The organism is Methylobacter sp. S3L5C (assembly GCF_022788635.1).
Lineage (GTDB): Bacteria > Pseudomonadota > Gammaproteobacteria > Methylococcales > Methylomonadaceae > Methylobacter_C.
Genome location: NZ_CP076024.1, coordinates 3117998 through 3141627 on the forward strand (window position 1 = coordinate 3117998; position 23630 = coordinate 3141627).

Below are 23630 nucleotides of genomic sequence, written 5' to 3' on the forward strand. Positions count from 1 at the left end.
TCTTAATGTCCCTCGGGTCGAACATAGATATCGTCGGGCGCGGCCAGTACGGCCGTCGAATCCAATATCAGGTAACCGGCATCGCTTAAGCGGTTGGCCAGGCGTTGCCAGTCTTCCACCGCCCTGGTCATTTGTTCGGGTGTTGCATTTGGTGACAAGTCTCTGATTAGTCGGCTACGATCCAGTACAAAAGCCGGTGTGGACAGACTCAAGCGTTGTAATGGTACTTTCATGAGTTGATTAACCGCCAATGCGCCACCGGCCAAGCCTGATACAAAAGCCAACAGACCCAAGGCAAACCAGAACCAGCGGGTTGACCACTCTGGTTTATTTTCCATAGCAGGCCTCCCGCTCTTTGGGTTTACGGTTGTTGAGCAATTGCTGAATGGCCTCACCCAAACTCAAACCTTGGCGTCTGAGTTGCCGCAGTGCCTGAACATCTTCGGGTTTCGTAGAAAACAAAATCCGTTTGAACGGATCTACGATCAGGCGACCTATGCCCGAACCCATTTCGGTCAGGAAGAAGATTTCCGAATAAACACCGGGCAGGGTATGGACGGTTTTGAGCAATTCGTAACCGCCGTCCGATAGCGGTAAGCGCCGATCCTGTTTCATGCCTTCAATGACTTCTGCTTTCTGGCCTAACAGATACATATTGGCCGAGTTTTCAACAATGGCACGGCCAGCAGCATTACGGTACAGGTCGTTCACCGACTGGGTGATGGTGACCGCCGCACCGCCATATTTACGAAAGCGCCGATAGCCGTGCTCCATGAATTTGGCGACATCACCTTCGGTAAGCAAGTCCCAGGCTTCATCGATGATCACGATCTTGGGCCGATTGCGTTCGCCCAGATACATCTCCTGCTGGATTTGGTAAATCAGTTGCAGTAGCACCACTTGTTGCAGGTGTTTGCGGCCTTTCAGTTCTTCCAGTTCCAGGACAGTGAAATCATTGGCAAAGCGGGCATTATTACGACCGTTGAAATAGCGGCCGTATTCGCCTCGGGTGGTAAAAGGAAATAGTTGCTCACCGACATCCTTCAGGCGTTGATCGTCTTCTGCGCATAACGCAAAAGCGATGTCATCAACGGACATGGATTGGGCTTTTTCGGTCCACAGCGTTTTCAGGATGCGTTTTAAGCCGGCTGTTTGGAAGTCGCTGAGTTTTTCCGTAGGCGCGGCCATTTGACTGACCAGTCCTGCCAGCATGTCGGCTTCTTCTTCAAAGTTCTGCACGATTTCGAAGGGATTCATACAAATTCCCGAGCTATGGGTAAACTTGACGAAATCACCTTCCAGCACTTCACAAAGGTTTTCATAAGACCGGCCGACATCAATCGCCCAGATTTGTGCCCCTTCGGTTAAATAGCTGACGATGATCTCGTTGGTTAAAAACGATTTGCCCTTGCCGGATTCGGCGGCTATGCACAGATTGTAGTTGCCGGTCGTATCGAACAATGACACCGCCATGTGTTCGCCATTGCGGGAGACAAAATTTAAGGTTGGTGTACCGGTGCCGGCCCAATCACCGAATAGCGGTAGTAACGGAATAGCATGGCGAGTGGCCAGGGTACGATAGCGCTTAAGATCGGATATCGCCGCCCGTTCCGCACCGAACGGCAGGCAGTTGAGAAAAAACGGCAGACAAAAAAACTTATCTTCCAATAATTGAAAGCCAAGTTCCCGAAAGTAGACACGGGCATTGGAAATGGCGGCCGCTTCCTCCTGGTCATCGCAGAACAACACCATCCCAAAATAACTGCGTATCGGCCGGTCGCCGTCGCTATAGGCATCAAACAGTACATCAAAGTTATGTTTACGTTGCACCAACACCGGCAAAAAGCGAGCAATCGGGGTATTAACCTGATTAGTGATGAACTGTCTGAGGCCTTCCTGACGGGTGCGAGTGGATTCGGCATCCGGGTAATGCAAGGTCAGACTGATTAACGCATTCTGGCGGATACCACGAGTGCCAGACAACAGATCGCCCAGATAGCTTTTGGCGCTGCCAAAATAAAAATGATCGGGCGTGCGTTTGGCCGATAAGGTTTTAACCCGTTTTAGGCCAAGCCAAACGCCTTTTTCATCTGTTTGTAATGCATTGTCATAATCCATTAGTTGATCGCGAATCAATTGGGTCGGATCACATTCGGGCACCACCCGATCTTTCCAACCGGCATCGGGACTCCAGTTCAGCAAGGTGTTGAGCAAGCGGACGTAGTGATCGGCATCGAGAATCCCCGGATAAAGCCCGATGGTAGCCAACGATTGTTGGGTCGCCATCTGCAATTCAGCGGCACTCCGCAGCTCGCCGTCACTGGGTTTTGGGGTATTAATGGGCAGTTTGACGGTGACGATCACATGACTCCGTCTTAGGCATGCCCCTGAAATCGCTTCTGGTGCTTTGCAAGTCCCTTGCCGTAAAAAATCGATACTGGCCTGGGTCATGGCTTTATACGTGGACTTTTGCTGTTTCAGCCGACGGGTTTGCATCACCGCCAAGGCTTCTTCAATATCCGGTGATGTCCACAGACTGACTTGTAGTAAGGTTTCGGTGGGCCAATCTTGATTTAGCAACACATTGACTCGGGCCGAAACGCTGGCATCGGCACCGGTCAGCGGTTGGCAGATAAAGCCAAAGCCGATACTGGCGTCGGCCAGCAGAAAGAGGTGTTGATCGGGGTCGTAAGCCAAGGCTGAAAACAGGGTATCGGCGGTATGAATGCGGGGTTGTTTCATGAGGGTTCCTGTTGAGTAGGGATGGCATGAACCTCGTGCCGACTTACATCCAACAAGCGTATTGTGTACGGATGGCGGCAAATGCGAATGGCACGTTGCTTCCGAATGAGTTCACGGGCGCGGGCCGGATGACAGGGATTAAGTGGTCGGCCATCGCCAGCCACCACGAGAACTGTCAACAAGGGTGAAAGACGAGGAGCAACCCGAGTTAAGGTACGACGGTTGCCCGCCGTCTTCTCGGTACGGTGTCCGGTGTTATTACTCATACCGGGTTTACAGCGTTGCGGTGACAATATTGGTAATGATTGTCGGTGCTGCAAACAAGCCGACACCGCTGGCAATGCCCAGTACAAAGCCCATAATGCTGCCTCGCACTACGCCCGCGACCAAGCCCACAATCACAAAAACGATGGCGATAATCCGGCCGAGTAAACCTTCGACCCAGCCGGTGAGTAGCGTCCAGACGTTGTTGAACTCGGTGCCACCGGCACCGGCCAGTGCGTCAGGGGCCAGCAACACCAGCATTACGGACACCAGGGCTGCCAGCGTCCCGGTTCGACGTGACAATTTCATAGTAAACGACCTCATGGGTAAATGAAAAAGCGGTTGCCCGCTGGTTCTCGCTCATCCCGATGGAACTGGCGGTACGTTGCATCAATGCGTGTTCGTCGCCTTTAACGGCTCTGGCGGAAAATTACGTGGCTCGGTATCCGTTTGTTCACGCTCCAGGGTTTTTTCCGATGGACGTTGTTCGATTTGTAGCGGAATCAGTGACGGACTTAACGTCGGTGCGCTTTTACCGATCATCCAGCGCCTTGGTTCCAGTTCGGTATAGACATAATTGGAGACCATCAGATCGCCTTCGTTATCTTCCCAGGGTGCAATCCAAATGCGCATCACCTGTGCCGGGGTGCGAATCGGCGTGGGGTCATCGATTTTGGGAACCGGTTGTCGCTGTGCTGGAGACAGCTTGCTCACTGTCACGCCGGGTTGGACTGTGGCATCCAGTTTCGGTGGTTCGGGTAAGGCTTTATCGGTAAGCTGATAGGCTTCGGTAGTTGACAGGCAGGTGGGATCGTCGGGCATGCCTTTACAGCCGTATTGCGTCGCGCAACCGTCTAATAAAGCAGTCAGCAACACAACAATGATTCGGTTTAACAGGCGAGAGTTCACGGTTTCTTCTCCGATTTATCAGCGTTGGCAGGCGCTGCTACGACAGCTGGTTTGTTTGCCAGCCAGTCGGTTAATGAGTCGGGCGCACCGCTGTGGATACGGCCATCCGGGGCAATCAGATACGGCACACCGGGCAGGCCAAACAGCTTGGCGGTAACAATGGCTTTTTGCAAGGGTTCCTTGTTGCATTGCGCGGGGTTATCGGTAGGCAGACCTGCAAAATCCTGTGTCAATAAACGCTGACGGACACTGTCCTGAATTTTTTTATCCCCTGAGGCTTGCTGACAGGCTAATTGCACCACGACATTTTGCGATTCCTGACCCAGTATCGGCACCATCACCAGTTTAAAAGTGTAGCGATCTTGCAAGGCTTGCAGATCTTTCATGACTTTGCCGCAATAAGGGCAGCGAGGATCGATGATAACCAGTACGATCTCTTTGCCGTGACCGACAGTGACCGGCCCCAAATCGTCGATGTTGAGCTTCATTCGAGACAAATCAATACGATTGGCGACCCGGTCAATATCGGAAAGCTCCTTGATTTCCTGCTGCATCCAGACATCGAGTAATTTGCCGTCGTACAAGGCAAAGCGGCCATTGCTGGACATAAATACGACCTTGTCGCCGGTTTTGATCATCTTGAGACCGGTAATCGGCAAATCCTGCATGCCATCGATTTTTACCGACAGTAAACCTGCGGCGATGTCGGCAGAGCTGAGTTTGGGCGTAGTGTCTGCCATGACGGCAGCACCTGTAAAAAGTAGCGGTAGCAGGGTTAAGCGTCTGAGAGTGTTCATAATGACTATCACAGATAATGGGTCAATGGATACGGTATTAGCTTACTTATTCGTAGCAGGGTGGTACTGACAAAAAATTACTAAAACGGCGATTTTTTGCATTAGGCCGGTGTTTTTAGTTTAAGCGCAGTGCCTTTTTGCACGATAAAATTGACCTGCCGGGTGGCGTCGACTTCGATCACCGGATAAATCTCTTCGGCCATATCCATATAAAAGTGTGAAAGCCGTTCCATGGCGTAACCGGCTCCTTTCAAGGTGCCACCCTCCATGGATTGGGCCGAGAAGGCGCTTTGAAACGGTGTGGTGGCGGGTAGGCCACCCACGCCGCCGGTCATCAGCATCGGAATCTGGTTGCGGCCAAAAGCATCGGAAAAGCCACGCAGAAAACCGGCCATCATGGCTTGGGCCAGTAACGCGCCTTGCTTGGAGACAACACGGCCTCTGACGCCATTTTTGCCATCTTCGCCGGTGGCATAGGCGTTCATTGGTACTTCAATGACGCCGCCGTCCTGGCGCACACAGGAAAAAGTCTCGCCGCGAAAATAAGCCCGCTCGGCGCTTAAATCGCCAAAGCCTGCTGCCAGTAGAAAGCATTCGCGTAAATCGGCATGAAAGCGATTAGGCAGTATGGCTTCTTTTTTAATCCGAAACAGTACCGGCATCGGTTCCTTCTTGGATTTTTTACCGGTAGGCGCATCCAGACCATTTAACAAGACACCTGTTAAAATAGTGCCGGCGGGAATGAACACGTCACTGTGCCTGGACATCTGATCTGAGACTGGTTTAGCGTCCTGTGCAGACGGTGACGCTTTTTCATCTTTGATCACTCGGATTTGTAAAGCGGCTTGAGCTTGGGTATTTTGAGATGAACGTCCGCTCGAGATACCTGGATTGCCTAAATTCGGTCCGGGTACGGCGGCCTGATCGAAAACACTGGCCAGATCATTGGGATCAGGTCTTGATCTTGGTGTACTTAATCGTCGATCGGCAGGATTTGACGTAGACAACACCGTGTCCGGTGATGTCAAAGGGTTAGCTGAAGCTGATTGACCGGAAGCGCCCGGTTTGTTTTTGAGTGATTCCACTTCACCGGAAACTGCTTTTAATTTACTGTCATAGGCTTCCCGCTCCGACAACGTCCATTGTTTAAAACGCTGTTCATCGGATTGTTGTTCGTGTTTTTGTTGTTCTTCAAGGGTGGCCAGACGCCGGTTTTGCTCTTCGTTTTTTTGCAATAGATCACGCAACTGGGCGGAAATGCCATCGATTCCCAATGAACGGGGATCGCTGTCGGTAAGTATGTGCTGGATAGTGGCTTGTTTACTGGAAGGCTTGGCCACCTCTGGAGAAACCGAAGCCAGCGCGATGATAGCAGCAATTAACACCGTGCCGATGCTGCCCACCGCCAGATTACGTTTGGCAGTTGGACTAAGCGCCGACCACCAGTTATCAATGCTCACCATTAGGGTACGCTCCTGTTGAGTAACGACGGCCTGAGCGTGGCAGTCTGTTCGGCAGGTCGTCTGACTGCGACATAAAGCTCGGTAGCTTCACCGGGTCTTAGCACCACTTTAGGCCAGGCGGCAACGGCCAATACCTCATCGTTGCCGGTGGCGCAGGCACGTTCATTGAATTCGGTTGAAGTAACGCCGGTGTTACGGGCGACACCCACTAAAATCAACAGATCCTGGCCTTCGAGTAGCTGGCCGGTGCTAATTTGAAGCCGGTCTTGGTGACAGTGGATGCTTTCTGCGTGACTAGGTTCGCGTAAAGAGAATCCCGGCGGTGTTTTTTGCAGTCCCAGATTACGAAACAACTGCTTTAGCGTGGTAATGTATTCCTGTTCCTTATCTGCTGCTTTTCCAACAGTATTCGAGGACTGCTGCTGCAATTTGGTCAGTATTTTATAGGTGTCTATGTCCAAGCTGAGATGAATTTCACGGGCGGGAATACGTTTGGGAATCAGCGTCAGCGATAAGGCGATGTCCTGATTGTCGCCGGGCGTAATATACAAGGTAACCGGCGTTTCATCAGGGGTAGCGACATAGACGATCTTGCCTTTGGTACTGGTGGTCGCTTGACTGGTGGTGGTCACCACCGGATTGTCAAACGGCGTCACCAGACGGTTTAAATGCCCGACCGCAATCGGTATCAGTTCGTTGATGCCGGGTTTGACTTGAAGTTGTTGCGGGACTACCGAAGTAGCCTGTTGATTGGCGGCTTTTAAAATGTTGGCATCGACCGGCGGCAGTTCGATTTGTGGAGCAGTCACAGTATCCGGCATAGCCACCAAAGGCATGACTTCCATAGCGTTACCCGCCGATGGCGGTACAGCGGGCAAACCGTTAACCGGTAATTCCTGAGCGGATAAGGGTGTACTGATGATCAGTAGTAACACGAAGGGGTAGCAGTTTTTTTTCATGGTTGTGATGCTCTCTGTTGCGACTGCACGGCTTTTAGCCGTTCCACCGTTCTGGGATCTTCAGGGTAGACATCGATAAACTCCAGGCGTGGGCGGTAATTTTTGATGGCGATGATGAATTCGTAGGTGCGCGGCTTGATGTCCGGCTTGGAACTGGGACCCTGGCTTTTGAGCTCGCCGCTAACAAAGACCTTGTTGGTCTCGGTTTCATAAGCGACATGCCGGGGTGTGAAGCTAATGGCGACCCGGTCCATCTTGATTGCCTTGATCTGATCGGTCATCGCATCCAGTACGGTGCGGTAGATGTCAGGGGCTAGCAACGGTTCGATGGCAGTTTTCAGGAAATCGGCATTGGCGGGGGTCGTATTGCCCAACAGTTCGGCCAGAAACAAGCCCCAGGACTCCTTAAATTCACTGGATGCGGTGGTTCGGGTGACTTCGACTTCCTTGGTTAGCGTCGGTGGTACCAGAATGATACTGCGCTCGGTACGCCAGGCGGCTAATGACGTGATCACGGACACCACCAGCAAGCCCAGAATGATCAGGCGACTAAACCGGTTCTCGGCCTCATGACCTTCCCAGGTACGAAGAAAGTCCGAAAGCCTCACGGGTAAAATCGCCGGATAAAGGGATTGGGAATAGTGATTGCCTTGCTGGGCAGCAAACCCAGCCAGTAGATGGTATGCAAGGTATAACCGTCCGGGCGGTTGTCACGAAAGCGTCGGTAGAATTTTACGGCGATGACGCCAATAGCCAACGCGGGAATGAGTTGGTCAATCAGCATGCCGGTGAGCATGCACACCATGAAGGGCACTATCTCGTCGGCACTCCACAACAGAATGTGGATAGGATCGTCGATGGCTTTAGGGATCGCAACGGGTTCCATAATGAGCTCCAGTAAGGATGATCATTATTTTGATGAATTGAATGAACTTAGAGGCAGCAATAAATCGGGTTATTGCGAATTTTTTGTTATAGGCGGTGCTGTTTACTGTGGTCGGTAGCCAACATAATCAGGGCGATTTGTTTATTATGTGAGATAACAAAAGAAGCCACTACTGCCGATTATTCTTGGTTCTATTAATTTTTGGATATCACCTTAAAAGGCTAGACTTGCCGGACCAGCTTTTAATACCTGTGTAATAGTAGAATCAAATGCCCTCTTAAAATCCGGGTCTGTGGAATAACGCTTATATAGATCAAGCTCGCGTTTTCGTTCTATGCTGATGGCGCTCTGTATCAACTTTTCCAGAGCCAACTGTCGATTCTGACTGTCTTGATTATCTTCGACTTGCGCCTTGTAGTCGGGATTTTTCATGACATGCTTGGCGATGTTAATGAGTTTCACCCGTTGCTCTTCGGGTGTGGCTTCCCAGCCTGCAAAGTGCCGGTCATTGAAGGCTTTAAGGATTTCATCAAGCGGATCTTTTTCCATGCCGCCGGGGAAATAGCCACGCAGTTTCGGATTCTGTGGCTCTAATTCGGTTTCGGATGAGTCCAGGCCGATTACAGTATTCAGCTTGGATCGCTCCAAGCCATAGGTAGAAAGGTCTACGCTGTTCAGTAGTTCATCCAGCTTATCCTGATCAGGGTCTTTAACCTTGAGCTTCGGTATCAGAAACTTGAGAAACCAGTGCAACATTTCCCAGTTCACGATGTTGAACGGAGTAATGGAAGCGATCTGTGCATAGATTTTGACAAATTGCTTGGCTTTGATCTTGAAATCAATGCGTTGCTCGTCATCGAGATCAGCGTCGAAGCGGTCGACGACTCTATCGATTATCGGGTGCAGTTCTTCAGCTTCTGCGCTGGCGAAGAATTTGTCGTTAAAATCGGTTACCTCGGCCCAATCGTAGAGGGCAAAGTTATCTAACTCAACCTTCAGATCATGCAGCACGTTGACGTCGGTAGGTTCGCTGAGAGTAGTCGAAGTATAGAACGGATCGAAAGCCGACTTGATATCCTCTACCGAGTTGTAGAAGTCGAGCACGAAGGTGTCGGTTTTGCCCAGCTTCCAATTACAGCGGTTCAAACGCGACAAAGCCTGTACGGCAAGAACGCCTTGCAGTTTCTTGTCCACATACATGGTGTGCAACATGGGTTCATCAAAGCCGGTCAAATATTTGTTGGCGACCACTAATATTTTATAATCGTCCTTCTCGAATGCTTCGGGTAAGTCGCGAGCAGCAATACCGTTGATACTGTCTTCGGTGTACTTGATTCCGTCTACCGTTTTTTCGCCTGAAAATGCTATCAGCACCTTGAATGGTGAATTGGCTTCAAGTAAGGCGGCGCGAATAGCAAAAAAGTAGCGGATGGTGCATTCGATATTGCGGGTTACCACCATCGCCTTGGCTTTACCTTTCAATTTCTTGGGCTGCCATACGTTTGACATGAAATGGTCGACGATAATCCGGGCCTTGACTTCAATGGTTTTCGGGCTGGCCTCGACAAAAGCCTTGAGCTTTTTTTGTGCCTTGGCGGTGTTAAACAGCGGATTTTCTTCCACCGATTTCTGTATTTCGTAGTAACTTTTATAGGTGGTGTAGTTGGCCAGCACGTCGAGGATGAATTTTTCTTCGATGGCCTGCTTCATTGAGTACAGATGAAAGGGGTAGAACTTACCATCAGGCCCTTGGCGACCAAACTTTTCCAGAGTCGCAGGCTTGGGCGTGGCAGTAAATGCAAAGTAGCTGGCGTTCTTGCTCATCTTGCGGCTAGCCATTATCGCCAGAATCTTGTCCTGAGTATCTTCAGGTTCATCTTCATCCAGTCCGGTTAAGGTTTCATTAATCCTGTCAGCAGCTGTGCCGGATTGCGATGAATGGGCTTCGTCAATGATCACGGCAAAGTTACGGTTCGATAGCTCCCCAATGCCGTCCACGATAAAAGGAAATTTCTGTACCGTGGTGATGATGATCTTTTTACCCGCCTCCAGATTGTATTTCAACTCAACGGCGCTTTCGCAGTAGGCGATGATGTTCTTGGTTTCGGAGAACAGCTTGATGTTATCTTTGAGCTGGGTATCCAGTACGCGGCGGTCGGTTACTACCACTACCGAATCAAATACATTTTTGTTGCCTGTGATGTCGTACAACTCCACCAGTTGGTATGCCAGCCAAGTCAGCGAATTAGACTTGCCGGAACCGGCCGAGTGATGGATTAAATAGGTCTGGCCAACACCGTTCTGCTTGGCGTCGGCGAGTATGCCCAGCACCACGTCCCGCTGATGATAGCGGGGGAAGTACAACGATTTACGCTCCTTACCGGTCTTTTTGTCTTTCTCAATCGTGAATTTGGCAAACTGCTCGATGATATTGGTCAGGCTTTTTCGGGTCAGAATATCTTGCCAGAGATAGGCTGATTTGTGTCCATTCGGGTTGACCGGGTTGCCTTTACCATAGTTATAACCCTTGTTAAACGGCAGGAAGTTGCTGTCGTTGCCGGTAAGCCGGGTACACATATAAGCTTCGTCCGGGTCTACGGCGAAGTGAACCAGGCAGCGACCAAACTCGAACAGCGGTTCTTTTGGATCGCGGTCAGTACGGTATTGCTTGATGGCATTGTAGATATTCTGGCCGGTCCAGGGATTCTTGAGTTCCAGTGTAGATAAGGCCAAACCGTTGACAAAAAGGACCATATCCACTGACTTGAGACTGGTAGCTTCGCTGTAATGTACTTGCCGGGTAACACTGAAGATGTTGGCTTCGAAATTGGCCAGCACCTCGGGATTCAGATCATTGTAAGGTAATCGGTACAGCAGATCAAAGTGGGCATCATCGATGTCCAGGCCTTTTTTGAGTACCGCCAGAATGCTGCTTTTTTTAATCCTTTTGTTCAGCCGCTCCAGTACCAGTCGCTGCCAGTTGGGCCAGTCTTTTAGCTTAACCAGTTCCTTGGGCTGAGTGGCTTCCAGAAACTCCCAAAATAGCTTGCCGTCGATAGCGAACTCCCGGTCAAAGTCTGCCGGTAAACCTAGGTGATAACCCTCTTTGGCGAGAGCCTGTTCGATATGGTTTTCCAGTGCTGCTTCGTTGGTTTGGCTGGTCATGGTAGCATCCTTGTCAGTGAGTGATGGCGGCGTCTTTTTTTAGCAAGGCAGCAGAATAGCGCAGGAATTCATCCAAATGTTGAGTAATGATATTCACCGTGATCGGCATTTGCAGGCTTTGATAATCATGCACCGCGATATTGCGAAAGCCGACCATGCGCTTTAGCGACTCTGCCAATGCGCTATCTATCCAGTCGGCTTGTGCCAACAACGCAAATACATCACGGGCGCTTTGCGGCACACCCAGTTTTTCGCGTCTTATCAAGTGCTGACCCATATCCAAAGCGGCTTCGCATGCGCGTTGAATATTTAAAATCGCCGCGTCCTGGCGAGTATGATTATCGGCAAAACCAGCCGGATCGATTTGGTATTCTTCACGGGCACGAGCCACGCAGCGTTCTATGCTGGCGGCTTTATTGAGTAATACATCATCGACCATAAATATGTCCCCGGGTTTGAATATCGGCCAACAAGTCGGCGCGGGCGCTATTGAGCGCGGTTTTTTCACTGAGCACATAACATTCGAACAAACCGGCCGCCGGCTCTTGTCCCCACAGGCGGCGACCGGTTTGCAAAATTTGGTGCTGCATCACTGTTGATGCGGCGCGCATATCCAGCAAATCCACGGGACATCCGGTAAGGTCGGCCAATTCGCCGGATAAATCCCAAAGCTGTAACGGCTCGGCATAACCTGCGACCAGTACCGCCAAATCCAGATCGCTGTCGGCATGGGCAGTGGCCTTGATGCGGCTGCCAAAGGCATAAATAGCCAAGGACTGGGGAAAGGCCGAACGGATTGCGTTCACTACTGCACCGTTGCTGGCGAGGATGGTTTCTATGTGGGTATAAGGCATGGTCATAAGATGTCTTCCCACAAGTCACGCCACGTTGGATTGTCTTTTTCGATCATCATTAGTTTCCAATTACGATTCCATTTTTTCAATTGCTTTTCACGAGTAATCGCTGACAACATGTCGTTGTGTAGCTCATAATAAACCAATATATGTACTTGATATTTTTTCGTAAAACCTTCAAACAGATCAATCTTATGTTGCCATACACGCTGAATCAAATTACTGGTTACACCGATATACAAAGTGCCATTACGGTGGCTGGCGAGAATGTAAACAGCTGGTTGTTTTGTATCCGCCATACCCAACTCAATATTTGCAGAAGTGCTCGTCATACCCGCCGGGAAGCGGGTATCCAGTGCCAGGGATAGCGGGCTTTAGCTTCATAACGTGTAGTTTCACCTCCCTGTGATGGATTCCGGCCAACCCTCGCTTCGCTCTCCCTGCCGGAACGACGGAGGCTTTTGAAGTTGCTGCGTTAGTTTGGTTCATATCATGTTATTTACAGGTATTGTCATACTCGTCGGGAAGCGGGTATCCAGTGCCAGGGATGGCAAGCTTGAATTACATAACGGTATTTGCCATATTGTAGCTTCACCTCTCTGTGACTGGATTCCGGCCAACCCTCGCTTCGCTCTCCCTGCCGGAACGACGGAGGCTTTTGAAGTTGCTGCGTTGGTTTGGTTCATATCATGTTATTTACAGGTATCGTCATACTCGTCGGGAAGCGGGTATCCAGTGCCAGGGATGGCAAGCTTGAATTACATAACGGTATTTGCCATATTGTAGTTTCACCTCCCTGTGACTGGATTCCGGCAATCCCTGCCGGAATGACGGGGACTTTTGAAGTTGCTGAGTTAGTTTGATTGATCATGATGTTCATTAAATTTTTGTGCCTCCTGTGACTACAGCGGCAACGAGTGAATTGCGAAATACGTGCAAGTTCTCGATCTGAACAAGGGTCTTTTCAATTAATGATGCAGTTTTTGCGAGCACACGATCTGCATAGGCGGCTATCTGTACCTGCTCATCAATTGGTGGCAACAGGGATGTGAGCTGTTTGAATTCATTCCAGTATAAGCGCTTTCGGAAGTCCGTGATGCCTTTAGAATAGCGATCCATTTCACGTATGAATCCTTGCGTTCGGTATAGGTACTCGAAGTAGGAGCCGTTAATCGACTCCCTAGGCTCAGCAACTACATAGGCGGGACTAACCAAACCATCAACGCGAACAACCCCAATTGCACCTTGCCATGCTCGCATCATATTGTACGCAACATCCCCTGGATACACTCGCTTATACATGGTTTTGTCCTGTATACGTACCTTTGCCCTGATATTCTCTGTCTCGTCCTGTTCTTTGTCAGATATACCGGAATGAAGTGACACAGAAAGAATTGGCAGGTCATTTTTACCGGGTTCATTCCGTTGGTGAAACAAGGCCTTATTTCGTAGTTGTTGCCAATGCTTTGGAATCTCACCAATCCATTCGACACCAGAATCACGCATAGTCACATTTGGGTTCAGGCCACGAGTGACGGCCTGATTTATCAGGATGTTTTTCTGCTCTTGCAGCAACTCAATTAGCCGTTTCTTTTTGGCAATGGCTACGTCGATCTCGGTGGTTTTTTGGTCAAGGAAGGTGACGATGCGGTCTTGCTCGGCTCGTGGTGGCAGAGGGATTTGTATTTTTCGGAATGAATCACGCTGCAATTCAGTTTGATTGGTTGAACCTTCTGATAGACAAGCATTAATCATTTCATATTGCGTGCTCAGTAGATAAAATACGAACTTTGCGGGTAACCTTCCCTTCGAGTCGCGTACAATTGTGACATGAGAGTCAACAAAACCTTCGACTTCAGAATTGACAAAGCAACATTTCCCAAGTACACCACGTCCTGTAGAAGCGATTAGTATATCTCCTTTTTTAAGAAGTCCTCGGGACTTACGAAAATCTTCCTTTGAAAAGTGATATTTTGCTTTGCTCAAGTTTAATTCATAGGTACTCAAGCACGCTTGGTTAATTACCAATATTCCGTTATCAGCATACGATGGAGCTGTGCCGCGCTCTACAAAATCAGCTAACCATCGTAATTGCCTTGTTTTCCAATGATCCGGAATATCTCCTAACCACTCAACGCCACTCGGTTTATAGCTTTCATACCGCTGCATTAGACGGCCTCTACAAAACTGATCAATTGTTTCAATAAACCATCAGTCTCCGTTTCCAGAGTCAGAATTTCCTGGGTGACTTCTTGCAAGCTACGTAGCGGTTTGTGCTGGTAGAAGTATTTGTTGAAACTGATTTCATAGCCAATTACGGTTTTGTTCAGCGTGATCCAGGCGTCGTCAACATGTGGGCGCACTTCCAGCATGAAGTAGTCATGGATAATGCTGGAAGTTGACGTTTCGGCATTGTTAGCCAATGGTATATTTTCGGTGTCACGCAGTTCGCTGTCAGCTTCGTATTCAATATAGTCGCCCGCCTTATTGGTCGGCCAGTAGCCATAGTCGATCAGTTTGTCATTTGTGGTTTTCAGATCTTCTTCTAAATCGCGTAGCTTTGAACCACTGAGCTTATGCAGTTTTTTGATCACTTTGGCGGCACGCTCGTCACGCCAGCTTACTGCATTGATTATTTGCTTAAGCTCTTGAGCCGATAGCTTTAAGCCTAAAGCTTTGATGGTATCGTCTATCTGCGCCTCAAATTGATTAAAGTCGAGATACTCATCAGTGCCGATTTTTTCGGCGATTTGTTGCGCTGCCTGCATAATGTTTCGCTGTGCGCACCAGGTTGCCTCAGAAACCAGCTCTTTGCAATTCTTGGGCGAAAGGGTTATTTCCTCGTGCTCCAGATGCGTTTCGATAGCTTTGGCATGGGGTTTCAGGTCGGCGTAGACTTCTTCGCCGTATTTACCGTAGGCCCATTCCATGATTTCCTGCATGCCCGGCGTAAACCGGAGAGTGGCGATACGTTCGGCGTTAAATTGTGCCGCAAGCCGCAAGGGCCTATCAATGGTGACTTTGTAGTAGCCAAAATCACGATTACTAAAAACTTTGGATATACCTTCATCGGGTATATCGAGATAAAGCCGGGTAATCTGGCTGATATGATCGTCGCTAAACTCGCAGTTTTTTGCGCCAAGGTTTTTGCGTAGCTTCTGATACAGATTTGAAGCATCGATCAACTGAACTTTGCCCTGGCGTTGTTTAGTCTTGTGATTCGACAGTACCCAGACGTAAGTGATGATTCCGGTGTTATAGAAGAGGTTATTGGGCAGTTGGATAATAGCTTCAAGATAGTCGTTCTCGATGATATGACGGCGGATGTTGCTTTCGCCGCTGCCCGCGTCACCGGTGAAGAGCGCCGACCCGTTATGAACGGAGGCAATACGTGAGCCCAACGGGCTGTCGGTGCGACGCTTCATCTTGTCTACCATTTCCATCAGAAATAGCAGTTGACCATCTGACGAACGGGGTATGGCGCGTTCTTTTTTGGCGTCGCCATTGCGAAAATCGCTAAGTTCAACTTCAAAACGTTGATCCACAACATCTTTACCATCCAGAATATGTCGTTGCTCGCTGGACCATGATTTTCCATAGGGCGGATTGGTCAACATAAAGTCAAAGCGTTTGCCCGAGAAGTCGTTAGTCGCCAACGTGGAGCCAAAGCGGATGTTCTCGGGATCGTTGCCCTTGATCATCATATCGGATTTACAGATGGCGTAAGTTTCCGGGTTGATCTCTTTGCCGTACAGGTACACGCCGACTTTGGCTTTGATCTCACCTTCAGGATCGGTGATGAAGTCCTGCGACTCGGTGAGCATGCCGCCGCTACCGCAAGCCGGGTCGTAGATTGTCAGTGGATTTGGTAGCTGATCTTTAACCGGAATGAAGACCAAATTCGTCATCAATTTAATAACTTCGCGCGGCGTGAAATGCTCGCCGGCCTCTTCGTTATTTTCTTCGTTGAATTTACGGATCAGCTCTTCGAACACATAACCCATGCCAAGGTTGGATAGGCCGGTCAGCGTGCGGCCATCAGGCCCTTTACGATCATCCGGGCTGAGATTGATCTCTTCGGAGACAAATTTCTCAATCACATCGTGCAACACATCAGATTGCTGCATCTTGCGAATCTGGTTGCGTAAATCAAATTTGTCGATTATTTCCTTTACGTTATCCGAGAAACCGTCCAGATAATTCTTGAGATTGGCTTCCAACTGGGAATGATTTCCGAGCAGGGTTTTTAACGTAAAGCGGGAGGTATTGTAAAACACATAGCCGGAAGCATCGCGAAGGCCGTGGGGATCAAGATCGGCCATGTCGGCGTCATCATGCTGAAAGCGAATTTCTTCGAGTACAGCTGCTTTGCTTGGCTCTAATAAACAGTCCAAACGCCGCAAGACGAACATCGGCAGAATGACATCGCGATACTTGCCGCGTACAAAAACATCCCTAAGGCAGTCGTCTGCGATTGACCAGATAAAGCTGACAATTTTATTATGTGTAGAGTGATCCATGTGCTCTTTTTGTTGAATGACGGGGCGACAAGCTCCATAAACGATCTGCTTTAACGGCATCTTGCCGATCGTAAACGTCAGGAAGGAAAAAACAGTACTGGCTGCAATGATACCTTTTTAATCATTGGAATGCACTCAGCCCGGTTGCTCAACTATCGGTATAAATTACCGTTAACAGCTATTTTTACCTAAAAATTATATAAATAGTCTATGTTATTTAGTCTTTGATAAATAATTTATTAACATTTTATAAAAGAACAGGATGAAATCCAAATCTTGGCTAATGTTGGAAAAATCAATCGCAGCAATGTTTTCTGCTATTGAAATCTACAATAAACATCCTTCCTAAATACAGTCATAGCGTAAGTTAACAAGAGCAATCACTAAATTCCATGTCAGGAAATAATGTTTGTGCTTGCCTGTAACTGCTTGGGATGCTTGAGTAAATGAGCTATTTTTACAGGCTGAACATTTATGAGTGAATTGGCGCTGATTGAGTACCGTGATGAATGATGGGTGCTAATAAACAAAAGGCACTAAAGTTCACAGAATTTAATGGGGGTTATTTAACCGTTGCGGCTTGGTAATGTTGCATAAATTTAGCAACGAAGAGTACGTCCTTTTTAACAGCAAGGTTCAGAATCATTTTTGGCCAGAAAAATCGGTTCAACAATCTTGGTAAAGAACAGTGAGTCCGGACAGGGTAATTGTCGTCGAACAAAGCTAAGGTAACTCGCAATAAATACCACCCAATCATTGCCTGACTCTGGGAGTACCATCGACTTAATGATTCCTGCAACGCTGTGTACGAAGCGTGTGGAGACTATTGCGAGTTGCCTAACCTAAAGGCCGGAGTACAAACTTAGGTTTGCACTCCAAATTATCAAGGTGTCAGGTATAGTCACTGCCATTACGTTAAGTATGTGGAGACTATAAATTGTGGGCTTATTTATTGCGAGTTACCTAACATACAATTTTTCCGAATTCTACGGCTACCCCTTGTAGGAAAAAAATTTATTGACAAAATATATGACCGGTCGTATATTTTGTACCCACTATGAACAGCAAGCTATCCAAACGCACAAAATTACTAGATCAGGGGGTTTATCTGATGATGAACCAGGGCTATCATGCAACCGGTATTAACGAAATTGTAAATGCCGTACAGGTGCCCAAGGGTTCATTTTATAGCTACTTTGATAGCAAAGAAGAATTTGCTGCTCAAGCCATTACCCATTATATAGAACCCTTTATACAGCTATTAACGAGGCACCTACAACACTCACAAGTCGATCCGCTCTCTGCTTTAAAAAACTACTATGCAGAGCTTATTGTTGCAGTGGAAAAGAATGGATACAAAGGTGGATGTTTATTGGGCAACCTGATGGGGGAAATTGGCGATACCAGTGAACTGTGCAACCATGCGTTAAAGTCTGCTGTTGATCGCTACAAAGTGCTGCAATATAAAGCGTTACTGCAAGCACAAAAGGAAGGTACGGTACGTCATGATAGGAGTGCCGAAATCATGGCTAACTTATTGATAAATAATTGGCAAGGCGCGTTGTTACGGATGAAAATCGAACAGTCCGTGCAACCTTTGCAAGAGTTTTTCGATACCTTACTGAATGATTATTTTGTTGCCTAGTCGATTTAGATTAGGAGCAAGGTAAGACGACACAACCGCCGGTTGTCCGGGTATTTTTTTACGCCCAATAACAAGACATCCGGTCATATATTAATCATGGGATTTTGATATGAGCGAAGAAAAAACCTTAATGGATTTTGTTAAACAAGCAAAATCACAAATACACGAAATAGAGGTATTAAATGTTAAACCTCTCTTGGATGAAGGCTATCAGGTACTGGATGTTCGCGAACCTGCCGAATTTATGTCAGGTACTATTGAGGGCGCGTTAAATATTCCGCGTGGAACACTGGAAGCGGCGGCAGACCGTCAATACGCAGGTCGTCGTGAAGAATTAATGGATCGCGATAAAAAATGGCTGCTACTTTGTGCCAGTTCGGGGCGCTCTGCAATGGCGGCGGCCGTAATGCAACAAATGGGCTTTAAAAATATCAGGAATATTAATGGTGGCATTGCAGCCTGGAAAGCGGCCGAATTAGCCGTGAACATTCCACCACAAACTTAAGAATTAATCATTTTAAAAAACTGTTTAACTAACAAACTTTTAAACGATATCGCCATGATGGCCTATATCGTTTTTTTTAACAACCAACTAAATACGACTGGTCGTATAACAGCATAGGAGACAATATGCCTAAATATATTATTGAACGAGAAATCCCTAATGCAGGCCAATTAACCGCGGCAGACTTGCAACAAATATCACAAAAATCTTGCTGCGTTCTGAACGACATGGGGCCGCAAATTCAGTGGGTGGAAAGTTATGTGACAGACGACAAAATCTATTGCATTTACATCGCCCCCGATAAACAAAGCATTAAAACACATGCGGAACGTGGTGAGTTTCCGGCAAATTCTATTGCCGAAGTAAAAACCATGATTAATCCAACAACAGCTGAAAATAGCAGGGGCTAAGCATCATGAAAATACAGTGGGATAAACAAAAATGCTCTCATTCTGGCAACTGTGTCAAATCACTGCCTGAGGTATTTAAAGTGGTAGACGGACAATTTATTATCGAGCCTGATAAAGCGACTTCTGCTGAAGCCGTTAAAGTTATCAATCAATGCCCTTCCGGCGCACTTAAACGTATCGACTAACTAATTAAAACGAATCTTCTTGTACTTGGCGCTATATTTTTATGGTTAGCATGCTTCTGCAAGTTGACTCTTTAATGAATAACCTATTAAAGGAGTCATTATGACTAACACAACCAAACGTATTATCGTTGTTGGCGGCGGGATTGGTGGCACGATGACCGCTAATAATTTAGTCGTTAAATTTTATCCGGAAATTCTAAAAGGTGAAATTGAGATTATGATGCTCTCAAATTCCCCCAACCATATTTACAAACCTGCCAATATGTATGTGGCTTTTAATGCCTATCATCCCCATGAACTGGTGCGTAAACAACGTTCGTTATTACGCCCGGAAATTATTTTTCATGTCGATGGTGTGGAAGGCTTTGAATTTGAGCAAAATCGCGTCCTCTGTGAAAGCGGCAAACGCTATGATTATGAGTATCTTGTTATTTCAACAGGCTGTATTCCGGCACCAGAACGTATCGAAGGGCTGAAAGAGGCAGGCGATCATTTTTATCAGACTAAAGCGGCCCAACAACTCGCGCATAAATTACGCACCATCGAAGAGGGTCGCATATTTATTACGGTCAATTTTCCTAAAACGCCCAATGTACCTCATCAATGCGGCATTGCCCCTATCGAAACCACGTTAATGCTTGATGAATATTTACGTAAACGCGGCGTGCGAGACCGTGTAGAGATTATTTACAGCTATCCAACCGTCTCTCAATTATTGCGTAATTGTTTATTTTTACAGAAACCAACCTGCGATGTGTTGCCTACCATTTTCGATAGTAAAAATATTAAATATCAACGCGGTTTTACTTTAGATAAGGTCGATCCCGAAGCAAAAATAGCTTATTCGGAAGAAGGTAATTCTCAAGAATTTGATATTTTAATGGCCACTCCACCTATTCGCGCGGTAGATGCCGTCATTAATTCAGGGAAATCACAAGCCCAAAATAATGAAGGATGGTTACCCACCGACTTTGAAACCTTGAAAATGTACGGTACCGATAATGTCTATGTGATGGGAGATACCGTTGATTTGCCGGTTAGTAAAGCCGGTGGCACTTGTCATAACCAATCACCTGTCGTCGTGGAAAATATCGCCTCGGAAATTCGTCGCGGTTACACATCTGCTATCTATGATGGGAAAGTACAGGCAATCGCTCAGATGGGATTGGAAGCCGGCATGCCACTCTGGTACGACTATAAGCATGATGTACAGGTCGCACCACCTACCAAGCTCGGGGGATTAATGCGTAAAACGTTTAATCGCGGCATTTATTGGGCTGTTGCGCGTGGAATAGTTTGATTACAGAGGAATTACTTATGTCTGAAGAAAAGCAGTTAAATACAAATGTAGAAAAACTTATGTCGGATACGGTTCTTAATGACCCGGCAACCATCGATGGCATTAAGAATCTAATCGATAAAGCCGCCCCCTTAGTACAAGCCGGACGCTTCAACAATATCATCGATTTATTGTCAATCATATCCGACAATATCGAATTTCTTGATGAAGCGGCACTTGAAAAAACCACTAAAGTAGGCGAAGAAATTTTAGCAATGGGTTGGACAGCCGGTAATGCCGTGCGTATGGCGCATGCTCAAACAGAAGCATTAGAAAAGCCATCCGGTTTGTTTCAATTAATGAGCTCCCTAAACGACCCGGATGTCCGCCGTTCATTACATTTTTTTATCGGGACCATGCGTATTATTGGCAGGCAGATGAAAAATGATTAATCCCTGTGCACGACAAAAAATCTCAACAAAACAAAAGGAATTGATTTGCAATATATGAGTATCTTGCATAGGTAGGTTGGGTAGGGCGTTAGCGAAACCCTTCTTATCGTCTTAATCGTAACTTATTTAACAGGTCATTAAACTTTAGTGATCCACTTACGATTGTTCACTCAGTTATGCAGACTAAAGAGCCGCTCGCTTCACAGAGTACTGTTCTGTAGAGTAACTCTTTAACCTGTTGATATTATTTTTCAGCAAACTTAATTTATAAACACGATTATTTTCATGAGGATTTATCTATGCTAAATGGTATTGATGTTGACGCACTAAAAAATATAACAGACCAAGTTACAAAAAACCCGCGGCAAGGCATGACCTCATGGGGCGCAACAACAACATGGCAGGGTGGCACTCGCTCAGATACACAGATTAATGCTTTTTCAGTGGGTGGTGAAAAGGTTGAAAGAAATTTCAACCTTAAAGTGGATGAGCCTTCTGAATTTTTAGGCACCAATCAATTTGCAAACCCTCAAGATTATCTATTAACCGCTTTGAATGCCTGCATAATAGTTGGGTACGTGACACTTTGTGCCGCTGAAGGAATTAAAATAGATATTTTGCGCATAGAAACAACTGGAGATATTGATTTACGGGGTTTCTTGGGAATAGACTCCGCTGTCAAGAACGGCTATGACACAATAAAATTTACTGTTTTTATAACAGGAGATGCGACAGCCGAACAATTTCAAAAAATTCATGAAAAGGTTAAGGCAAGTTCTCCCAATTTATTTAACCTGGCCAACCCTATTAACTTTGAAACATCATTAATCGTAAAGATGGCAGACTGTCCTTTACCCTATTGAAAATAAAAGTGTAGCTAACCTGCCCTAATTCAATAAAGAAATGTTTATGAAAAAAAATCACAATTGGGTGGTCAAGTGAATGCAATTACGCATTTTTATATTAGTAGATGAACGAAAATAGCCATCTAAGATATGTTTGACAGGGCATTCTCCTGCTAACCTCATCGGTCATGAATTCTATAACATAGTTAATAGCTATATTATTCAATAACTTATAAAAAATATATCAGTCGAATTTAAAATCGATATTCCGGCTACAAGCCACTGATACCAAGGGTTACAGGGGTGTCGCTGGACAAACCGTTCTTTTGGTTAATTAATCCCATCTTGATCGATTCTTAGGGAAAAAACCGCTATATGAAATATGACATCATTGCTTTTATGGTTAGTTTCCTGTTGATAATCACTTATTATCTATATTTAGGACGACGAACTCGCCGCGTACCCGATTCGAGCGTACATAGGTTAAATGCGAGGGTACGGGAGCGATGGGTAGACATGATTATGACTAATGACAATATGAATATTCTTGCCATCCAAACCTTACGTAATTCAGTTATGGCGGCAAATTTCATGGCTTCAACCTCGATATTATTAATAATCGGCACCTTAAATATCAGTGAAAAAATCGGACGATGGGCACTCAATTGGCATCCCTATGGTTTAGCTCAACCCTTTTCTGCTGAATTATGGCAATTAAAACTGTGTTTATTACTGCTGGATTTTTCCATTGCGTTTTACTGTTTTTCTATGGCGATACGCTTTTTCAATCATGTTGGCTATATGATTAATCTACCCATCGATACCTCGTCAGACAATGGCTTATACAAACAAACCTGCGCTTATTTAAACAGGGCAGGTAGATACTATACATTGGGTACACGCGCATTCTTTTTCGGCTTGCCGATTATATTATGGTTTTTCGGTCCTTATTTTCTGGTTCTGGCAACAATTGGATTAATAGCTGGGCTTGCCGTGCTTGACAAGGTACCAAGCTGAGTCTTTACGATAAAATCAGCTATCTTCCATAGAGTTCTTGCTCTGTTATTGGCTCTCTTCAGGGCTCTAAAGTTCATAGCCGAGCAGCCATGTTTTACTCGGTAGTTGATACTCGGTAATAGCCATTTTTTGATACGCTCATTTTCGGGCCATTTTGTGTAATTTAGTTAATTTCAAGTACAAATATACAACACAAGCTCGCCTTTTGTGTGTGCAACTAGATATTGCCTATAATCCGAACGGCATCGGCGATGTTATCAATCGAACCATCGTGAAACTAAGGGTAAGTCAGTTCTATATCACGTAATACGGGCACCTTGAAATAATCCTGTTTGATGCCTATTTTTTGTCTTTAAGGTCGTTGTATTCAGGGTCATAGCTATTTACACCACTGACATAAGAAAATCTTGGGCTGTTTCATGTAAAACAGCAAGCTCCTCAAGAGAATAGCAATTCAATACTTCCTGCATGGAAATAAACACCCACAAGCGAGCCAATAACGCGGGATTAGTAAATAACTTGTCTCGCGCTATTTGCCTACCGCTTAACTTGATTAACAAAGTACACAATGCCTGTACTTTTTCGTCTTTAGCCGCCGCTATTTCTCAAACAACTACACAAGCCATACTGACCACGAGTAAACGTTTGGCAATAAACAGGCCGGTTTCCTGATGCCAAGATTCCAGATCGTTTCCGGCTTTTTTTAGCAGCTTGAAAAATATTCAATTTGCCA

General features: G+C 46.7%; 26 protein-coding genes. 10 read left to right on the forward strand and 16 right to left on the reverse strand.

Going from position 1 to position 23630, the window contains the following annotated elements; genetic code table 11:
- Positions 1-2 precede the first annotated feature (2 nt).
- The 14 genes from KKZ03_RS13930 to KKZ03_RS13995 form a co-directional block, all read right to left on the reverse strand.
- Positions 3-338 (reverse strand): hypothetical protein, encoded by a 336-nt coding sequence (locus tag KKZ03_RS13930; protein ID WP_243217425.1) that lies wholly within the window; start codon positions 336-338, stop codon positions 3-5.
- On the reverse strand, positions 328-2742 hold the full coding sequence (gene traC / locus KKZ03_RS13935) for a type IV secretion system protein TraC (protein ID WP_243217426.1): 2415 nt from the start codon (positions 2740-2742) through the stop codon (positions 328-330). Before traC ends, KKZ03_RS13930 begins: the two co-directional genes overlap by 11 nt.
- The gene (locus tag KKZ03_RS13940; RefSeq protein WP_243217427.1) at positions 2739-3008 is read right to left on the reverse strand and encodes an RRXRR domain-containing protein; all 270 of its coding nucleotides are present in this window, start codon (positions 3006-3008) and stop codon (positions 2739-2741) included. Before KKZ03_RS13940 ends, traC begins: the two co-directional genes overlap by 4 nt.
- 7 nt (positions 3009-3015) lie before the next feature.
- Positions 3016-3330 carry a TraA family conjugative transfer protein gene (gene traA, locus KKZ03_RS13945; protein WP_243217428.1) on the reverse strand — a complete coding sequence of 105 codons (315 nt, stop codon included), beginning with the start codon at positions 3328-3330 and terminating at the stop codon, positions 3016-3018.
- Positions 3331-3396: 66 nt separating this feature from the next.
- Complete coding sequence (locus KKZ03_RS13950; RefSeq protein WP_243217429.1) at positions 3397-3915, reverse strand: TraV family lipoprotein; 519 nt, start codon at positions 3913-3915, stop codon at positions 3397-3399.
- Positions 3912-4712, reverse strand: a complete 801-nt coding sequence (locus KKZ03_RS13955) for a thioredoxin fold domain-containing protein (protein ID WP_243217430.1) — start codon at positions 4710-4712, stop codon at positions 3912-3914. Before KKZ03_RS13955 ends, KKZ03_RS13950 begins: the two co-directional genes overlap by 4 nt.
- A gap of 101 nt (positions 4713-4813) precedes the next feature.
- Entirely contained in the window at positions 4814-6175 is a 1362-nt protein-coding gene (locus KKZ03_RS13960) for a TraB/VirB10 family protein (protein WP_243217431.1), read from the reverse strand.
- Entirely contained in the window at positions 6175-7134 is a 960-nt protein-coding gene (locus KKZ03_RS13965) for a type-F conjugative transfer system secretin TraK (protein WP_243217432.1), read from the reverse strand. Before KKZ03_RS13965 ends, KKZ03_RS13960 begins: the two co-directional genes overlap by 1 nt.
- Complete coding sequence (locus tag KKZ03_RS13970) at positions 7131-7742, reverse strand: type IV conjugative transfer system protein TraE (RefSeq protein WP_243217433.1); 612 nt, start codon at positions 7740-7742, stop codon at positions 7131-7133. Before KKZ03_RS13970 ends, KKZ03_RS13965 begins: the two co-directional genes overlap by 4 nt.
- Complete coding sequence (gene traL, locus KKZ03_RS13975; RefSeq protein ID WP_243217434.1) at positions 7739-8020, reverse strand: type IV conjugative transfer system protein TraL; 282 nt, start codon at positions 8018-8020, stop codon at positions 7739-7741. Before traL ends, KKZ03_RS13970 begins: the two co-directional genes overlap by 4 nt.
- A 213-nt stretch (positions 8021-8233) precedes the next feature.
- Positions 8234-11185, reverse strand: a complete 2952-nt coding sequence (locus KKZ03_RS13980) for a type I restriction endonuclease subunit R (protein ID WP_243217435.1) — start codon at positions 11183-11185, stop codon at positions 8234-8236.
- A 13-nt stretch (positions 11186-11198) separates the two neighbouring features.
- A complete protein-coding gene (locus KKZ03_RS13985) occupies positions 11199-11624 on the reverse strand; it encodes a DUF86 domain-containing protein (RefSeq protein WP_243217436.1) in 426 nt (141 codons plus the stop codon).
- Positions 11614-12045: a nucleotidyltransferase domain-containing protein gene (locus KKZ03_RS13990; protein ID WP_243217437.1), complete on the reverse strand. Its 432-nt coding sequence runs from the start codon at positions 12043-12045 to the stop codon at positions 11614-11616. The genes KKZ03_RS13985 and KKZ03_RS13990 overlap by 11 nt, the downstream gene beginning before the upstream one ends.
- Complete coding sequence (locus KKZ03_RS13995) at positions 12042-12338, reverse strand: GIY-YIG nuclease family protein (protein ID WP_243217438.1); 297 nt, start codon at positions 12336-12338, stop codon at positions 12042-12044. The genes KKZ03_RS13990 and KKZ03_RS13995 overlap by 4 nt, the downstream gene beginning before the upstream one ends.
- A 390-nt stretch (positions 12339-12728) precedes the next feature.
- Here KKZ03_RS13995 and KKZ03_RS14000 point away from each other — a divergent pair, with 390 nt between their 5' ends.
- Positions 12729-12902, forward strand: a complete 174-nt coding sequence (locus KKZ03_RS14000; RefSeq protein ID WP_243217439.1) for a hypothetical protein — start codon at positions 12729-12731, stop codon at positions 12900-12902.
- Positions 12903-12918: 16 nt separating this feature from the next.
- Here KKZ03_RS14000 and KKZ03_RS14005 read toward each other — a convergent pair whose 3' ends face one another.
- On the reverse strand, positions 12919-14208 hold the full coding sequence (locus KKZ03_RS14005) for a restriction endonuclease subunit S (RefSeq protein ID WP_243217440.1): 1290 nt from the start codon (positions 14206-14208) through the stop codon (positions 12919-12921).
- Complete coding sequence (locus KKZ03_RS14010; RefSeq protein WP_243217441.1) at positions 14208-16559, reverse strand: class I SAM-dependent DNA methyltransferase; 2352 nt, start codon at positions 16557-16559, stop codon at positions 14208-14210. The genes KKZ03_RS14005 and KKZ03_RS14010 overlap by 1 nt, the downstream gene beginning before the upstream one ends.
- 1057 nt (positions 16560-17616) lie before the next feature.
- Between KKZ03_RS14010 and KKZ03_RS14015 the strand changes: the two genes are divergently transcribed.
- The 9 genes from KKZ03_RS14015 (at position 17617) to KKZ03_RS14055 (ending at position 23569) form a co-directional block, all read left to right on the forward strand.
- On the forward strand, positions 17617-18204 hold the full coding sequence (locus KKZ03_RS14015) for a TetR/AcrR family transcriptional regulator (RefSeq protein ID WP_243217442.1): 588 nt from the start codon (positions 17617-17619) through the stop codon (positions 18202-18204).
- 109 nt (positions 18205-18313) lie between these two features.
- Entirely contained in the window at positions 18314-18709 is a 396-nt protein-coding gene (locus KKZ03_RS14020) for a rhodanese-like domain-containing protein (RefSeq protein WP_243217443.1), read from the forward strand.
- Between the two features lie 125 nt (positions 18710-18834).
- Positions 18835-19119 (forward strand): DUF4242 domain-containing protein, encoded by a 285-nt coding sequence (locus KKZ03_RS14025; RefSeq protein WP_243217444.1) that lies wholly within the window; start codon positions 18835-18837, stop codon positions 19117-19119.
- Positions 19120-19124: 5 nt separating this feature from the next.
- Positions 19125-19304, forward strand: a complete 180-nt coding sequence (locus tag KKZ03_RS14030; protein ID WP_243217445.1) for a (4Fe-4S)-binding protein — start codon at positions 19125-19127, stop codon at positions 19302-19304.
- A gap of 100 nt (positions 19305-19404) precedes the next feature.
- A complete protein-coding gene (locus KKZ03_RS14035) occupies positions 19405-20604 on the forward strand; it encodes an FAD/NAD(P)-binding oxidoreductase (RefSeq protein ID WP_243217446.1) in 1200 nt (399 codons plus the stop codon).
- A gap of 17 nt (positions 20605-20621) precedes the next feature.
- Positions 20622-21035, forward strand: a complete 414-nt coding sequence (locus tag KKZ03_RS14040) for a DUF1641 domain-containing protein (RefSeq protein WP_243217447.1) — start codon at positions 20622-20624, stop codon at positions 21033-21035.
- A gap of 299 nt (positions 21036-21334) precedes the next feature.
- Positions 21335-21898 carry an OsmC family protein gene (locus tag KKZ03_RS14045; protein ID WP_243217448.1) on the forward strand — a complete coding sequence of 188 codons (564 nt, stop codon included), beginning with the start codon at positions 21335-21337 and terminating at the stop codon, positions 21896-21898.
- Between the two features lie 357 nt (positions 21899-22255).
- Positions 22256-22897 carry a DUF599 domain-containing protein gene (locus tag KKZ03_RS14050; protein ID WP_243217449.1) on the forward strand — a complete coding sequence of 214 codons (642 nt, stop codon included), beginning with the start codon at positions 22256-22258 and terminating at the stop codon, positions 22895-22897.
- A 468-nt stretch (positions 22898-23365) separates the two neighbouring features.
- Positions 23366-23569: a hypothetical protein gene (locus tag KKZ03_RS14055; RefSeq protein ID WP_243217450.1), complete on the forward strand. Its 204-nt coding sequence runs from the start codon at positions 23366-23368 to the stop codon at positions 23567-23569.
- Positions 23570-23630: the final 61 nt, after the last annotated feature.